Below are 15,972 nucleotides of genomic sequence, written 5' to 3'. Positions count from 1 at the left end.
TCCTGCCCAAAAGACATAGACCGCGAGTAGCTGCGTTGCAGCAGGCTCAGCCCCAAACGCCGGCGGCGCCCGGACGGACCAGCGCACCGTCATAGATCAGGCCCGGTTCCCGGTCACGGGCCAGCAGCAGCGGCCCGTCCAGGTCGACATAATCGGCCCCCTGCGCCAGCAGCAGGGCCGGCGCCATGGACAGCGAGGTAGCCACCATGCAGCCGACCATGACATCCAGGCCCAGCGCCTGTGCCCGCGCCTTGACCGCCAGCCCTTCCGTCAGGCCACCGGTCTTGTCTAGCTTCACATTCACCACCTGATAGCGGCCGGCCAGTTCCTCCAGCCCCTCCAGCCCATGGGCGCTTTCATCGGCCCCCAGGCGGATCGGGCTTTTGAACCCGTCCAGCGCCTGATCAGCTCCGGCGGGCAGCGGCTGTTCGATCATCTCCACCCCCAGCCGGGCAAAGGCATCGGGCAGGGTGGCGAGGTCGTCCGGCTTCCACCCCTCGTTCGCGTCCACGATCAGACGGCTGGCCGGTGCGGCGGCGCGCACGGCGGCCACGCGGTCCAGATCAACCCCATCACCGGCCAGTTTCAGTTTCAGCAGCGGTCGGGCCACGCTGCCGGCGGCGGCGGCCATGGCTTCCGGCGTGTCGATGGACAGGGTGAAGGCGGTGACCACCGGCTCGAGCGGGGCCAGACCCGCCAGTTCCCAGACGGGGCGCCCCGTGCGCCGTGCCTCCAGGTCCCACAGCGCGCAATCCAGCGCATTGCGCGCGGCACCCGCCGGCATGGCATGGGCCAGCGCCCGGCGGCTCAACCCCCGCGCAAAGGCATCGGCCATGGCCTTGATCGCGGCCTCCACCCCCTCCACGCTTTCACCATAGCGGGCATAGGGCACGCATTCGCCGCGCCCGACATGGCCGTCGTCATCCGTCAGTTCGGCCACCAGCACCAAAGCCTCCGTCTTGGCGCCGCGCGAAATGCGGAAGGTGCCACGGATGGGGAACCGTTCCTGCCGGACGGTCAGGCGGACGGGCGGGGCGGGTGGAAAAGGCATTGCGTACTCCGACAGGGGCTGTCGATTTTTTTACAATAATCACAGGTGCTTGTCGAAGCGTTGCCCCTGTGGCACCTCGACATAGCATTGCGGTCGCGCGGGAACACCCCATGTGTTAGACCGTTGCCCACCGACAGCAATTTTGCGGAACCCGGGTTTGCGATGAATTTCAAGGACGCCTGGCGCGAATCACTGGCGATCTATCTGCTGCTCCTGTCCGATCCGGGCCGCGTGCTGCGGTTTGCGGGCGCGCCGGCGCTGGTGCTGGCGGTGCTGGGCGTGGCGCAGATGACGGCATCGGGCGAAGGCGGTGGCGCCGCCCTTCTGCAATTCCTGTCGGTCCTGGGCATGATCTGGGGGCTGGGCATCTGGACGGTGCGCTGGGCCCGGTTCATCCTGACCGGTGAAGATCATAGCCAGTTCTGGGACATGCCGTTCGATGGCCGGTACTGGCGCGTTGGCGGCATATTGCTAGCCCTGGTGCTGATGGCCGGTCTGGTATCGGTGCTGCCGGCGGCGGTGTTCATGACCTTGCTGGCCAGCGTCACCGGCCATCGCCTGTCGCCGAACCCGGCGCAGGGGCCGGCAGATACCGCCGCCCTGGCCTTTGCCATGCCCGACTGGTTCTTCCTGACCACCTATGCCGTCATCATCCTGATGACCCTGTGGCCCGTGGCGCGGCTGGGTCCCGCCATCGGGTCGGTGGTGCAGGATGGCAAATTCGTGATGGGCGCCAGCTGGAAGGCCACCCGACCGCTGGGCGGGCTGCCGCCGCTTCTCGCGCTGGTTATGGTGAACCTGCCCTTGCAGGTGCCGGGGGCGATCCTGTTGCTGATGGGGCTGTCATCTGACAGCACGCTGGCCGTGCTGGCCGGCAATATCGTGCTGTCGATCACCAATCCGCTGGTCGCGTCCCTGACGGCGGTGCTGTGGGCGCGCATCTATGGCGTGGCCGTGGCCCCGCAGCAGGCAACCCTCAGCGACCGGGATGAGGGATGATCAGGGTCTGGCAGATGCCCGGCCCCTCGATCCGCTGAACCGCACCGTCGGGCCAGCGCACCTCCACCCGTTCCACCGCGTCGAGCCGGCCCAGGCCGAAATGGGCCACCGGCTCCATCTGGCACAGATAACCGGAGCCAGCGCAGATGGCACGCATCTGCATGCGGTCCCCGGCCCACAGGCGCACGACCGCGCCGCGCGCCGGCGCACCCGCCGCCGTCAGGGGCCGGATACGCAGCCAGTGATTGCCGCGCGGCTCCCCGATGAACAGCGACAAAGGCTGCGGCGCCTGTTCCCCATGCGCGACCAGCAGTTCCAGCTGCCCGTCCCCATCCAGGTCGGCCACGGCAGCGCCGGTGCCGAACCCGGCGGGCAGGGCCGCGTCGCCAATATCGATGGCGGTCCAGCGATCATCGCGCCAGCCGAACAGGCGGTTGGGTTCACCCAGATTGTTGATGAAAATCTCCTCATACCCGTCATTGTCGAAATCGGCGGCAATGAGAGTGCGGGCGCGGGTGGGTTTGGCCAGGTCCGGCGGGGCCAGATCGGCGAAGCTGCCGCCGGCCTGCTGCTGATACAGCCGGTGCGGCGCCTCCCAATTGGCCAGCATGATGTCGAACAGGTCATCACCCTGCACCAGGGCAACGCCACGGGCCGGCAAGGCCGCATCCGACAGGCCCAGCGCATCCGCCATCTCGATGAAGGTGCCGTCGCCCTGATTGCGGAAGAACAGGTTGGGCCCGATCTCATTGCCCGCGAAAATATCGGGCCGGTCGCCCAGGATGGGGGCCGCCAGCAGGGAGCGCCCGCCCGTCAGCGCATCCAGCCCCACCTCATCCGCGACATCGATGATGCGACCCCGCGCGCCCATTTCATAAAGCCGCATCGGCCCGCCATAATTAGCGACGATAAAGCCGTAACGCCCCGTGCCCGCCCGGTCGATGACGGCGATGGACCGGCCCGCGAAGCGGTTGGCGGCGGCGAAATTCTCCTGCAAGGCGAACAGGTCGATCCAGCGATCCCCGAAACAGGCCAGCAGCCGGTCGGACACCTGCTTGGGCCCTGAAAACCCATCGCTGTTCAGGATGTAGATTTCCTCCCGCCCGTCGCCGTCAATATCGCCGCAAGCCAGACCGATGGCGCGCCGCCCCGCATCGGCCAGCAGCGGCGGGGCGATATCCACCAGCCCCTGCCCGCCCCATTTCAGTACGCGGTTGGGGCCGCCATAGCCGGCGACAATGACCTCGTCCTGCCCATCGCCATCGATATCGGCCACGGCCACGCCATAGGACAAGGCGGGCAGATTGCCGGCGATCAGGTTGGAGCATTCGATGAACATCCGGACCCCACGCAATGGCTGTCGTCCCGGCACCGGAACGACCTATTCAATAACGCGGACAGGGCCTTGCGGGCAAGGCGGGGGACTGTGACGTTTGACAGGGGAATGGGGGCAGGGGAAGATGGGACCGTGGGCGCGGGACATCAGGAGCGCGACATGTTGAAGATTCTGGAAACAACAGTGGAAGAGATCGATACGGCAGTACGGCAGGCCGGCTTTGAGCCGGGGCGGCGGCTGCGCGTCATCGTCAGCGATGAGGATTTGCGGTCCGCTGATGATTTGCAGATCGAGATTTCCCACCAGCGCCTGAACCGGTTGTTGGGCACCACACCGCCCCCGCCCTTCGACACCATGACCGAAGATGAAATCATCGCTGTGGCGAATGAGGAAATCCGGGCCTACCGGGCCGAGCAGCAGAGCCGTTGATGCGGCTGGTGATCGATTGCAACGTTGTGATCGGAGCCGGTATTTGCGATGGCGCCTGTCGCCGGGCCATCGCCCTTGCGGTTGCCAAACACCATATCTTGATTAGTGAACCGATCCTGGCGGAATATCGGGCGGTAGCCAGCCGATCAAAATTCAAACCACAGGCGCAGCAATATATCCGCTCTCTGGCCGACGACATCGCCCGTGACGCACAACATATAGATATCGCCTCTTTCGTCGGCCCTACCCGTATGGGTGATCCTAAGGATGTGATTTATGTCCTGACGGCCAGTATCGGCGGTGCCGACGCGATCCTGACGGGGGACCTTCGGGACTTCATCGAATCTTATTATGGTGACGCGCGGGTGCTGTCTGTCCGACAGTTCCTGGACTTACACCCCTGAATCCAGGGAAAAATCGCGGCTAGTCCGGTACGATGGCCCCGTCAAGCCGCGTGCAGCGCATACCCCAGCCCCGTTCGCAAGCCCCCTTGGAATAGCTGACGTCAAGCCTATTCATGATGGATAGGGCGGAAATTTCTGCCTTGTGGTGAGCACGGGATTTGGTACGATCCCGTCCTCAACAAACAAGATGTTGTGTCCTGTGGGCAGTTATCCACAGCCGGGGCTCTGGGGAAAACGGGGATAAGTCATGCGCGACGGTGAAGTGAACGAGTGGGCTCCGCAGGGCGCCGACCTATTTGGCCAGATTCAGATGCGCAAGCATGCGCCGGTGACTGTGGATCATTCCAGAAACGAGTTGCTGACCACGTTCGGCAAGGCGACGCTGGATGACCGCTATCTGATGCCGGGCGAGACCTATCAGGATCTGTTTGCCCGCGTCGCCAGCTATTATTCCGACGATCATGCGCATGCCCAGCGCCTGTATGACTATATCTCCCGCCTGTGGTTCATGCCGGCCACGCCCGTCCTGTCCAATGGCGGCACCGCCCGCGGCCTGCCCATCTCCTGCTTCCTGAACGAAGCCAGCGACAGCCTGGAAGGCATTGTCGGCCTGTGGAACGAGAATGTCTGGCTGGCGGCCAAGGGTGGCGGCATCGGCAGCTATTGGGGTAACCTGCGCTCCATCGGCGAACAGGTGAAGGATAGCGGCAAGACCAGCGGCGTCATCCCCTTCATCCGCGTCATGGACTCACTCACGCTCGCCATTTCCCAGGGCAGCTTGCGTCGCGGCTCCGCTGCCTGCTACCTGCCCGTCTCCCATCCCGAGATCGAGGAATTCATCGAGATGCGCCGCCCCACCGGCGGTGATCCGAACCGCAAGGCGCTGAACCTGCACCATGGCATCGCCATCCCCGACGCCTTCATGCGCGCCGTGGAAGCGGACGAGGAATGGGCGCTGACCAGCCCCAAGGACGGCAAGATTCTGCGCCGCGTGAAGGCGCGCGACCTGTGGATCCGCATCCTGACCGCCCGTATGGAAACGGGCGAGCCCTATATGCTGTTCATCGACCATGTGAACCGGGCCATCCCGGAACATCACAAGCTGGCCGGCCTGACGGTGAAGATGTCCAATCTGTGCAGCGAGATCACGCTGCCGACCGGCATGGACCCGTGGGGCAAGCAGCGCACCGCCGTCTGCTGCCTGTCCTCGCTGAACCTGGAAAATTTCCTGGAATGGCAGGACCATCCGACCTTCATCGAGGACGTGATGCGGTTCCTGGATAATGTCATGACCGACTTTATCCAGAAGGCGCCGGACGACATGGTCAAGGCCAAGTATTCCGCCATGCGCGAGCGCTCGGTCGGCCTGGGCGTCATGGGCTTCCACAGCTTCCTGCAAGGCCAGATGATCCCGATCGAAGGCGTGATGGCCAAGGTCTGGAACAAGCGCATGTTCGCCCTGATCAAGCGTCAGGCCGACGCCGCGTCGGTCAAGCTGGCGCATGAGCGCGGCCCCTGCCCCGACGCCGAGGAATATGGCGTGATGGAGCGTTTCTCCAACAAGATCGCCATCGCGCCGACAGCCAGCATCTCCATCATCACCGGCGGCGCGTCGCCGGGGATCGAGCCGGTGGCCGCCAACGCCTATACGCACAAGACCCTGTCGGGCAGCCATTCGGTGCGCAACCCGTACCTGGAAAAGCTGCTGGCCGAAAAGGGCCGCAATGACGAGGACACCTGGTCGGAGATCACGCTGAACAGCGGGTCGGTCCAGCACCTGGACTTCCTGACCCAGGATGAAAAGGACGTGTTCAAGACGGCGTTCGAACTGGATCAGCGCTGGCTGATCGAACATGCCGCCGACCGCACCCCGTTCGTGTGCCAGAGCCAGTCGCTCAACGTTTTCCTGCCCGCCGACGTGCATAAGCGCGACCTGCACCAGATCCACATGATGGCCTGGAAGAAGGGCGTGAAGAGTCTGTACTACCTGCGCTCCATGTCGGTGCAGCGCGCCGAGAGCAACGCCACCAAGGAAATCGGTAAGGCCAAGGCCGCACCGATGGCCGAGACGAACAAGTACGAGGAATGTCTGGCCTGTCAGTGAGGTCGGGTCGGGTCACGGAAAGGGCGGGCAGCGATGCCCGCCTTTTTTGGTTCAAGGGTGACCATTTCGTAGCGCGGATTAGCGAAGCGTAATCCGCGGGCCGACGGTACCCGGCTTTCCGCGGATTACGGCTGCGCCTAATCCGCGCTACAACCTCCCCAACCGTTCGATCAGCAAATCAAAGAACCCGTCGGCGTCGGCCTTCAGCATGAAGAATACATTCTTCGGGCGCTGGGTGATGCACCAGCGGTCGACCACCGTCTGGCCGATGGTCAGGGGGGAGGCGGTCTCCACCTCCACATTCACCTGTTTGCCCTGGAACAGGTCGGGCCTGATCAGCCAGGCGATGACGCAGGGGTCGTGCAGGGGGCCGCCATCGGTGCCGTACTTCGCCTCGTCATATTGGCGGTAGAAATCCAGCATTTCATAGGTGACGCGGCCCACGGCACCGGGGATGGCGCGCACACGGTCCATACGGGCCTGGGTGGTCAGCACCTGATGCGTCACATCCATGGAGAACATGGTGATATCGACGCCGGATTTCAGAACGATTTGCGCTGCGTGCGGATCGACGAAGATGTTGAATTCGGCCACGGGGCTGCTGTTGCCGCCTTCGAACTGCGCCCCGCCCATCAGCACGATGCGCTTAATGCGCGCCGCGATTTCAGGCGCGCGGGTCAGGGCGGTGGCAATGTTGGTCAGCGGACCCAGGGGGCAGAGCGTGACGGTGCCCGGCGGTTCGGCGCGCAAGGTATCGATGATGAAATCAACCGCATGCTGTGCCTGCAACGGCATGGTGGGTGGGGGCAGGTCGGGACCGTCCAGGCCGGTATCGCCATGCACCTCCGGCGCTGTATGCAGGTCCAGAAACAGCGGGCGGTCGCAGCCGGCGAAGACCTTGATATCGGGCCGTCCCGACAATTCGCAAATCTTGCGGGCATTGATTTCCGTATGGGCCAGCGGGGCATTGCCCGCCACCGCCGTGACGCCCAGCACCTCGATCTCATCGGGTGAGGCGAAGGCCAGCATCATGGCGACGGCGTCGTCCTGTCCGGGATCGGTATCGATGATGATGCGTTCAGGCATGGCGTCCCCCGTAGGTCAGGTCGAGGCGAAGCCGAGCCCTGACGGTATTGCTTTCAATCCGTTTATGTCAGGGCTCGCCTCCGGCTCGACCTGACCTACGATATGCGTCACATAGCGGGAAAAATCTTGAGCGGGAAGGCCCGCGCCTGTTTTATGCGCGGCGACCATGACACGACGCATCGCCATCTTCGACTTCGACGGCACCCTGGTGGGTGGGGACAGCCTGTTGCCCTATCTGGGCCGGGTCGCGGGGCGCATGCGTTCCGGCCTGGTCTTTGCCCGCGCCATCCGGGCAGGGCTGATGAGTGCGGGGGCCAATCCCGACGATGATCTGCGTACCCGCATCAAGGCCGGGATGCTGCGCCGGGCGCTGGCCGGGGTGCCGGTGCGTGTGGCGCAGGCGGCGGCGGAACGAATGCGCGGCTGGCCCCGCTGGTATGAACCCACGCTGACCGCCCTGAAACGCCATGCCGATGCCGGCGATCTGGTGGTGGTGGCCACGGGCGGCCTGTCGCTTTACATCCCCATCCTGCTGGAAGGGCTGCCGGTTGACCGCATCCTGGCCACCGATATGGAGGTTCAGGACGGGGTTCTGACGGGGCAGATGCAGGGTGGGAACTGTGTGCGCGGCGAGAAGGCACGGCGGGTGGCGGCCCTGCTGCACGAGGCGGGACCGTTCGATGAAAGCCACGGCTATGGCAACCGCCCCTCCGACCTGCCCTTTCTGGCGCTGATGAGCCATCCGACGGTGATTCCCACTGTGCCCAGAAAGTAATGTTGCGATAGAACGATCACAGGACTTTGCCTTGCCGGCTTTGTCACAGGGCCTATATGCTAATCCGATACGAAGTTTGGAATGATTCCAGAAAGCCCGATCCCGTGACCGCGCCGACCAAAGCCCTTTCCCGCCGTACTGTCCTGGCCCTGGCCGGTGCCGGGATGCTGTCAGCTGGCCTGCCGGTGCGGGCGGCGGAAAGGCCGGTATTGCAGGCGACGACGGGACAGGTGGCGGAATTGCTGCGCGCCGTGGCTGGTGATACGGCCAGCATCAGCAGCCTGATGGGCGAAGGGATCGACCCCCATTCCTATAAGCTGACGCGGTCGGACACGGTCGCCTTGATGAAGGCCGACGCTGTCTTCCATTCCGGCCTGTTCCTGGAAGGCAAGATGGCCGAGATGCTGGACAAGCTGTCGGCTGCCAAGCCGGTATATGCGGCAGCCTCCGCCCTGCCCAAGGATCGGCTGATCCATCCTGACGGGGCAGACAGCCATCCCGACCCCCATATCTGGATGGACCCGACCCTGTGGCGGCTGGCCCTGCTGGGCGTGCGGGACAGGCTGTCCACGCTCTATCCCGCCAATGAAGCGTTGTATGCCGCCAATGCGGCAAAGGCGGCGACGGCGTATGAGGCGCTGACCGCCTATGCCGGCACGGTCCTGGCATCGGTGCCGGAACAGCGGCGCGTGCTGGTCACTGCCCATGATGCCTTCTCCTACCTGGGCCGGGCCTATGGATTGTCGGTCGTGGGTATCCAGGGGATCAGTACGGAGTCCGAAGCGGGGTTGCAGCGGATCGAAAGCATGGTGTCCCTGCTGGTCGACCGTAAAATTCCGGCGGTTTTTATTGAGACCTCGGTGTCTGATCGCAATATCCAGGCGTTGATTCAGGGGGCGGCGGCCAAGGGGCACAAGGTGTCCATCGGCGGCTCGCTCTATTCCGACGCCATGGGGGGGCCCGGCACCTATGAAGGGACCTATGTCGGCATGATCGACCACAATGTCACCACCATCGCCCATGCCCTGGGCGGCACCGTGCCGGCGCGCGGGTTCCAGGGCCGGCTGGCGGCACGGTAAGGGGATGGTCCGATGCTGCAACGGTTGTTGAGCGATAATTTCATTCCCAGCGCCGATGCCGGCGTCGGCGCCCTGGCCGTGGCGGGCCTGTCGGTGGCGTACCATCAGCGCCTTGTGCTGCGCGATGTCACCTGGACGGCCCCGGCCCAGGGTCTGGTCGCCGTGGTCGGGCCGAACGGGGCCGGCAAGTCCACCTTCCTGAAGGCGGTACTGGGCCTGGTCCCGGCCCTGACCGGTACCATCGAGGTTTATGGCCGGCCCCTGAAACGGCAGCGCGCCCTGATCGGCTATGTGCCGCAACGGGAGAGTGTGGATTGGGACTTCCCCGTCAGCGCGCTGGACGTGGTCACCATGGGCCGTTACGGCCTGATCGGCTGGGGCCGGCGCATCACGGGCAAACATAAGGCCGCCGCCATGCAGGCGCTGGACCGGGTCGGCATGGCCGATTTCGCCCATCGCCAGATCGGGCAATTGTCGGGCGGACAGCAGCAGCGCGTGTTCCTGGCCCGCGCCCTGGCGCAGGAGGCGCGGCTGTACTTCATGGATGAACCGTTGGCCGGCGTGGACGCCGCCACGGAACAGACCATCCTGGCGGTCCTGCGCGACCTGGACGCGGAGGGGCGCACGGTCATCTGCGTGCATCATGATTTGCAGACGGTGGCCGAAACTTTCGACCATGTGCTGATGCTAAACGGCGGGCTGGTGGCCGCCGGGCCGGTGCGCGAGGCGCTGACCGAGGAGAACCTGCGCCGGGCCTATGGCCAGCGGGCCAGCGGGCTGCTGCTGGGTCCGCGCTGATGGACATGGTGGGGCACAACACGCTGGTCGTGCTGCTGGGTGCCACGGCACTGGGCATGGCGGCGGGCATGGTGGGCTGCTTCATGGTGCTGCGCCGCCGCGCCCTGGTCAGCGATGCGTTGAGCCATGCGACATTGCCCGGCATCGTCGCGGCCTTCCTGACCGGCATGGCGCTGGGGGTGGAGGGACGGTCCCTGCCCCTGCTGCTGACCGGGGCGGCCATCAGCGGGGCCATCGCCGTCGCCACCATCCAGGCCATCAAGCGCTGGACCCGACTGACCGAGGATGCGGCCATCGGGGCCGTCCTGTCGGTGTTCTTCGGGGCGGGTGTCGTACTGCTGTCGGTGGTGCAGGAACTGCCCGCCGCCAATGCCGCCGGCTTGAAGGGCTTCATCTTCGGCCAGACGGCGGCCATGCGGACGGGGGAGGCGCTGGGCCTGGGGGCGCTGGCCTTGCTGGCCGCATCCATGGTCTGGCTGTTTTTCAAGGAATTCCGCCTGCTGGCCTTTGACGAAGGCTTTGCGCGGGCAGCAGGCTGGCCCACGGGGCGCATCGATCTGGCGCTGATGGCGCTGGTCACCCTGGTCACCGTGGTCGGGTTGCAGACGGTCGGCTTGGTCCTGATCATCGCCCTGCTGATCACGCCCGCCGCCACGGCCCGATTCTGGACCGATGATCTGGCGGCCATGCTGATCATCGCGGGCTGTGTCGGGGCCGTGTCGGGCGGGTTTGGGGCCGTGCTGTCGGCGCGGTTCGCGGACCTGCCGGCAGGCGCCGTCATCGTCCTGGTCGCCACCAGCCTGTTCTTCATCAGCCTGATCGTGGCCCCGTCGCGCGGGCTGCTGGGGCGCGGCCTGCGCCGGGCGCGATTGCGCCGTGCCTTGCTGGCGGGGGAACTGGTGGGATGAATATCGATGCGGCCACCTTTCTGACCGTCGATCTGCCGGCCCTGCTGGCGGCTTTGTTCGCCTGCCTATCTTGCGCCCTGGTCGGGAATTTCCTGGTCCTGCGGCGGCAAAGCCTGATGGGTGACGCCATTAGCCATGCCGTGCTACCCGGCATCGTCGCCGGGTTCATGGTGGCCGGTACCCGCGACACCTTCCCCATGCTGGCCGGCGCCCTGACCGCAGCGCTGGTGGCGGGCGGCATGATCGAACTGGTCCGCCGCCTGGGCCGGGTGGAGGCAGGGGCGGCCATGGGTGTGGTCTTTACCGGGCTGTTCGCCCTGGGCGTGGTCCTGATCGAACAGGGGCCGGCGCGGCAGGTCGATTTGGATGCCGATTGTGTGCTGTATGGTCAGTTGGAAGCCATCTTGTGGCTGACCCCCGGCGGCTGGGCCGATCTGGCCGATCCCGCCATCTGGGCCACCCTGCCCCGACAGGTGCTGCAACTGATGGCCGTGTTCGCCCTGTGTCTGGCCATCATCCTGATCTTCTTCAAGGAATTTACCCTGGTCAGCTTTGATCCCGGTCTGGCCGATACGCTGGGCCTGAAAAGCGGGCTGGTGCAGCAGGGGATTGTCGTGCTGGCAGCATTGGCCGCCATCGCGGCGTTCGAGGCGGTGGGGTCCATCCTGGTCATCGCCATGCTGATCTGCCCCGCCGCCACGGCCCGGCTCTATACCGACCGGATGGGGCCGCAGGTGGGCTTGTCCCTGCTGATCGGCGGGGTGACGGGGATTGGCGGCTATGGCCTGGGTGCGTTCGGGCCGTCGCTTCTGGGCTATGACATGGCTGTGAATGCAGCGGGGTCGATTGCGGTACTGGCCGGGGTGATCCTGGGACTTTCCATTCTGCTGGCCCCACGCTATGGCGTCATCGCGCGCGGGATGCGGGGAGCGATGGCGTGAATTATTCTGTTCCCTCAAGCGCCGGGCGCCGCCATCCGGTGGCTGGGCTCACGGCGCATGTGCGCCGGGTCGGCAGTCGCCGCCCTCCACTGTCATGAGAAGAGAACTCATGCCAGTGGAACTGTCCTACATCGTGCTGGGCGTGACGCCGGCCATAGCGGCGGCATGCCGCACCCTGGCGGACCAGGGTGGCTGCTTCACGATCATGGACATGGATCAGCGGGCGGGGCACCGGCTGGTGCTGGAACTGAATACCGGCAGCCGGGGGCGCGCCATCTTCGTGCCCGGCAACCCGGAAGAGGCGGGTGACCGGACCGACGCCATGGCGGAAAATGCCCGCTGCTGGCCCGATCAGACGGCCCTTATCCTTTCGCCCGCATGGCTTTGACCCCGTCCAGGATCTGCCGCAGCATGCGTTCGCGCGATGAGATATCCGCGAACCGGGCCTTGGCCTTCTCCTGAAGCTGACCACGCAGGTCGGGATCGTCGGTGTATCGCGTGGCGGCGGGTGCGAAATCGGCGTAGCTGGACAGGTGGAAGGCCGGCCCCACCACCACGCCCACATCCCCGCTATTCAGGCTGTAGGCCGGGATACCGCGCGACAGGGCATAGGCGGCGGATGTGCCCCCACCGCCACGCGGCGGGTTGATATAGAGATCCGCCGCCGCCATCAGGCCCATGACGTCGGTTTCATGCCCCTGTGACCGTGACCGTGCCGCCAGGGCGGGATGCGGGGACACCAGCTCGGCGTAATTATCCATCTGTCCCACGAACAGGAAGAACAGGCGCGGCTCCGCCTGTACCGCCGCATCCAGGGCGGCGGCGAAGTCCGGCGTCACCTCCCGCGCCAGGCGCAGGCCGATGATCAGGGTCAGGATCGTGTCGTCGCCCAGGCCCAGCGACGCCTTGTCCCGCACCGTCATGGCGGGCGGTGGGGCATAGGAATATTCGATGCGGATTACCTTGTCCGGGGTCAGCCCCCCCACCGCCAGGGCCGGCGTCTCCGCCGGGTTCAGGGGGCGCGGCAAGGCCAGCCATGTCGGCTCCGCAAAGGGCAGATAGCTGCCATAGGGGATGGCGACAACATCCAGCAGGCCCCGGCACAGGTCGGACACGGGGCAGAGCGTGCCGAAGGACAGGACCAGATCCGGTTTCAGCGCCAATATCTGGTCGCGGGCATCAGATGCCATCTGCGGATCGGTGAAACCAGCTGGTAAATGGATGAAGGGGATAGGCAGGCCATCAATGACCAGTTGCTTCGCGGCCACCAGTTCGTGATCCGCGCTGCTGACGAAATTGCCCAGATAGGGAAAGTGCGATTTGATCGGCCCATCGGCGGTGTTGATCAACACAGCTCGCCGCCCCAGGCGTAAGACCAGCTTTGTCACGAAATCCAGCATGTCGATGCTGGGCTGGTGGGCACCCCGGATGAACTGTCCCGTAGTGATGACGATCAGGTCCCGCTGACGCGCCGCCGCTGGAACCGGATCGCGGGCCGGCATGGCGGCACGGTACTGGTTCAGCATCGTCCGCCAAAGTCGGCGGATCGCCATGTCATGGGCGCCGGGATCGGTGAGTTTGATGCGGTTGGTCCAGACGCCATAGATCATGGCGCGCAGGATGTAATCCACCTGGATCAGCCTGTGCCGAGGTTGGGCACTTTCAAGATCGGCGGTTAATATATCGATCACACGGGTGGCCGCATTGGCATCCCAAAGCGCCATGGCGCGGAGCAGATGGTACAGCGTCTCTTCGCGCGCATTGTGGCGGGGCACCCGGTCCAACGCTGCTACAAATGGGGCCGGGTCAGCGCCGGCGGCCACCAGCTGTCCATAGGTGCCCGCAAGCTCTTCCATCCGCACCCAGGCATCAGCGTCGAAAATCGGCTCCTCCATACCACCGGCAAGTGTTCGCGCCAGCATGGCGGCAAAGCCTGTCAAACTGTTCTCGCCACCGGTCACTACCTGCTGCTCCCCATCCGCCCGCACAAGATCATAGACAGCGGGGCCGGAAATGAAAACGCCCGGCGCGGATATCTCCACGCCGGGCGTTCCAAAAGGTCGGGTCCTGGAACCCATCAAACCTTATTCGTCGCGCTGCCCCATCAAGGATAGCAGGAACTGGAACAGGTTGATGAAGTTCAGGTACAGGCTCAGCGCGCCCATGACGGCCAGACGGCTGTTGGCCTCTTCACCCCAGTGGGAAGCATAGCTTTCCTTGATCCGCTGGGTGTCCCAGGCCGTCAGGCCCGTGAAGATGACCACGCCCAGCACCGAGATGGCAAACTGCAAGGCGCTGGAAGCCAGGAAGATGTTCACCAGACCGGCGATGATGATGCCGATCAGGCCCATGACCATGAAGCTGCCCATCTTCGACAGATCGGTCTTGGTCGTGTAGCCATAAAGGCTGGTGCCCGCGAACATCGCCGCCGTGATGAAGAACACGCGTGCGACGCTGGCGCCCGTATAGACCAGGAAGATCGACATCATCGACAGGCCCATCAGGGCGCTGAAGGCGATCAGGCTGGTTCGCAGGGCCGACGCGGACATCCGGTCAGGCCGGAAGCCGAAGAAGATGAAGGCGAGCGGGGCCAGCATGACCACCCACTTCAAAGGCGTACCGAAGATCATGGCGACCAGGGTTTCGCTCTGCGAACCCAGGAAAGCCACGCCGCCGGTGATTGCCAACGCCAAGCACATGTAATTATAGACGCGCAGCATATGGGTACGCAGACCGGCGTCGAACGACGCCTGGTCCATGGTCCGACTGCCCGCCGCATACGGATTATAGGGTCCGTTTACCATCGATGTATCCTCGACAGGGGCTGTTGAGTACTGAAGCTCTATATTGGGTGCCTCCCCCTCCGGATCAATGGAAATCGGTCTGCGGCCCACGCATTTTCACAAGCACGAGCCCACCGGTCAGCGCAGATAGGTCGGCACGACCAGTTCCACGGCCTTGGGCGTGATGCCCAGATCGGCCAATCCCGGCAGGGCGCCGGAGACGACATTGTCCCGGCGCAGCAGGGTTACCTGATCGCGCGTCAGCGGCTTGCCCGGCAGCATTTCCATGAAAAAGGCCTGCGTCATGGCCACGGGGAAAGGCAGGGTCAGCAGGCAGCGATGGGGCACACAAGCCTGACGGCGGATGTATTCCAGCAGCTCCTTGAAGCTGTAGGCGCGTGGACCACCCAGCTCATAGGTCTTGCCGCTACAGGCCGGATCGGCCAGGGCGACCATGACCGCATCGGCGACATCGCCGACATAGACGGGCTGGAATCGGGTATGGCCACCGCCGATCAGCGGCAGGAAGGGCAGGATTTTGGCCATCTGACCGAAGCGGTTGAAGAAACCATCGCCGGGTCCGAACACGATGGAGGGGCGCAGTATCACGGCCCCCGGCATGGCGGCCCGCACCGCCGCCTCCCCCGCCGCCTTGCTGCGCGCATAGGCCGATGGCGAGGCCGCGTCGGCACCGATGGCCGATATCTGCACGAAGCGGCGGGCACCCGCAGCGGCAGCGGCGCGGGCAATGCGGGATGACGCCTGATGCTGCACGCCATCGAAACTGTCGCCGCCCGACGGGGCCAGGATGCCGATCAGGTTGATGACGGCATCGGCACCCGTCACAGCGGCGGCCACCGATGCATCATCACGCGTGTCGGTGGCGATGGGCAGCACCTGCCCGACATCGCCCGCCACCTTCATCCAGGACAACAGGCCCGGCTGGCGCGATGGCACGATGACCCGCGCGCCGGCCTGCGCCAGCCGTTTCACCACCTGCCGCCCGATGAAACCGGAGCCGCCGAAAACCACCACCGTACCCAAGGATGCGGACATCGCCCCCTCCCCCACCTTTAAGCGCATGATTTGGATATGGTTCAGGGGCCTTGCATAAAAAGTCGGGCGATCATGAAAAACATCTGTTGACGGCACCGGCGGCGGTCATTATACACCCGCTCCACGACGCGCCGCCCACCGGCAACGATGGAAAGCGCGGTTCGGAAAACGCCCAGATGGCGGAATTGGTAGACGCGCAGGTTTCAGGTACCTGTACCGCAAG

General features: G+C 64.9%; 16 protein-coding genes. 10 read left to right on the top strand and 6 right to left on the bottom strand.

Annotation, left to right across the window (positions count from 1 at the left end):
- Nucleotides 1–46 precede the first annotated feature (46 nt).
- Nucleotides 47–1,051: an N-acetyl-D-Glu racemase DgcA gene (gene dgcA / locus ACODSP_RS03475; protein ID WP_488964239.1), complete on the bottom strand. Its 1,005-nt coding sequence runs from the start codon at nt 1,049–1,051 to the stop codon at nt 47–49.
- Between the two features lie 162 nt (nt 1,052–1,213).
- Here dgcA and ACODSP_RS03470 point away from each other — a divergent pair, with 162 nt between their 5' ends.
- On the top strand, nt 1,214–2,050 hold the full coding sequence (locus tag ACODSP_RS03470; RefSeq protein ID WP_488964238.1) for a hypothetical protein: 837 nt from the start codon (nt 1,214–1,216) through the stop codon (nt 2,048–2,050).
- Here the strand turns inward: ACODSP_RS03470 and ACODSP_RS03465 are convergent.
- Nucleotides 2,028–3,389: a CRTAC1 family protein gene (locus ACODSP_RS03465; RefSeq protein WP_488964237.1), complete on the bottom strand. Its 1,362-nt coding sequence runs from the start codon at nt 3,387–3,389 to the stop codon at nt 2,028–2,030. The two genes, ACODSP_RS03470 and ACODSP_RS03465, sit on opposite strands and share 23 nt — an antisense overlap.
- 156 nt (nt 3,390–3,545) lie before the next feature.
- Between ACODSP_RS03465 and ACODSP_RS03460 the strand changes: the two genes are divergently transcribed.
- The 3 genes from ACODSP_RS03460 to ACODSP_RS03450 all read left to right on the top strand — a co-directional run bounded on the left by ACODSP_RS03460 (nt 3,546) and on the right by ACODSP_RS03450 (nt 6,323).
- Nucleotides 3,546–3,815, top strand: a complete 270-nt coding sequence (locus ACODSP_RS03460) for a hypothetical protein (RefSeq protein ID WP_488964236.1) — start codon at nt 3,546–3,548, stop codon at nt 3,813–3,815.
- Nucleotides 3,815–4,219, top strand: a complete 405-nt coding sequence (locus ACODSP_RS03455; protein WP_488964235.1) for a PIN domain-containing protein — start codon at nt 3,815–3,817, stop codon at nt 4,217–4,219. The genes ACODSP_RS03460 and ACODSP_RS03455 overlap by 1 nt, the downstream gene beginning before the upstream one ends.
- A gap of 247 nt (nt 4,220–4,466) precedes the next feature.
- Entirely contained in the window at nt 4,467–6,323 is a 1,857-nt protein-coding gene (locus tag ACODSP_RS03450; RefSeq protein ID WP_488964234.1) for a ribonucleoside-diphosphate reductase subunit alpha, read from the top strand.
- Between the two features lie 147 nt (nt 6,324–6,470).
- On the opposite strand, the gene ACODSP_RS03445 is transcribed toward ACODSP_RS03450, so the two are convergent.
- A complete protein-coding gene (locus ACODSP_RS03445) occupies nt 6,471–7,409 on the bottom strand; it encodes a nucleoside hydrolase (RefSeq protein ID WP_488964233.1) in 939 nt (312 codons plus the stop codon).
- Between the two features lie 166 nt (nt 7,410–7,575).
- Between ACODSP_RS03445 and ACODSP_RS03440 the strand changes: the two genes are divergently transcribed.
- The 6 genes from ACODSP_RS03440 (at nt 7,576) to ACODSP_RS03415 (ending at nt 12,298) form a co-directional block, all read left to right on the top strand.
- A complete protein-coding gene (locus ACODSP_RS03440; RefSeq protein ID WP_488964232.1) occupies nt 7,576–8,184 on the top strand; it encodes an HAD-IB family hydrolase in 609 nt (202 codons plus the stop codon).
- Between the two features lie 104 nt (nt 8,185–8,288).
- On the top strand, nt 8,289–9,263 hold the full coding sequence (locus ACODSP_RS03435; protein WP_488964231.1) for a metal ABC transporter solute-binding protein, Zn/Mn family: 975 nt from the start codon (nt 8,289–8,291) through the stop codon (nt 9,261–9,263).
- Between the two features lie 12 nt (nt 9,264–9,275).
- The gene (locus tag ACODSP_RS03430) at nt 9,276–10,061 is read left to right on the top strand and encodes a metal ABC transporter ATP-binding protein (RefSeq protein ID WP_488964230.1); all 786 of its coding nucleotides are present in this window, start codon (nt 9,276–9,278) and stop codon (nt 10,059–10,061) included.
- Nucleotides 10,061–10,969, top strand: coding sequence for a metal ABC transporter permease (locus tag ACODSP_RS03425; RefSeq protein WP_488964229.1), 909 nt, complete (start codon nt 10,061–10,063; stop codon nt 10,967–10,969). Before ACODSP_RS03430 ends, ACODSP_RS03425 begins: the two co-directional genes overlap by 1 nt.
- On the top strand, nt 10,966–11,910 hold the full coding sequence (locus ACODSP_RS03420; RefSeq protein WP_488964228.1) for a metal ABC transporter permease: 945 nt from the start codon (nt 10,966–10,968) through the stop codon (nt 11,908–11,910). The genes ACODSP_RS03425 and ACODSP_RS03420 overlap by 4 nt, the downstream gene beginning before the upstream one ends.
- Nucleotides 11,911–12,019: 109 nt before the next feature.
- The gene (locus ACODSP_RS03415; RefSeq protein WP_488964227.1) at nt 12,020–12,298 is read left to right on the top strand and encodes a hypothetical protein; all 279 of its coding nucleotides are present in this window, start codon (nt 12,020–12,022) and stop codon (nt 12,296–12,298) included.
- Here the strand turns inward: ACODSP_RS03415 and ACODSP_RS03410 are convergent.
- From ACODSP_RS03410 to ACODSP_RS03400, 3 genes are all read right to left on the bottom strand, one after another.
- Entirely contained in the window at nt 12,273–13,952 is a 1,680-nt protein-coding gene (locus tag ACODSP_RS03410) for a glycosyltransferase family protein (RefSeq protein ID WP_488964226.1), read from the bottom strand. The two genes, ACODSP_RS03415 and ACODSP_RS03410, sit on opposite strands and share 26 nt — an antisense overlap.
- 42 nt (nt 13,953–13,994) lie before the next feature.
- Complete coding sequence (locus ACODSP_RS03405; protein ID WP_488964225.1) at nt 13,995–14,714, bottom strand: Bax inhibitor-1/YccA family protein; 720 nt, start codon at nt 14,712–14,714, stop codon at nt 13,995–13,997.
- A gap of 117 nt (nt 14,715–14,831) precedes the next feature.
- Entirely contained in the window at nt 14,832–15,749 is a 918-nt protein-coding gene (locus ACODSP_RS03400; protein ID WP_488964224.1) for a complex I NDUFA9 subunit family protein, read from the bottom strand.
- Between the last annotated feature and the right edge of the window lie 223 nt (nt 15,750–15,972).

The organism is Niveispirillum sp. FG156 (assembly GCF_057809555.1).
Note: the sequence above shows the minus strand (reverse complement) of the source record. Positions and strands in the feature narration are given on the sequence as shown.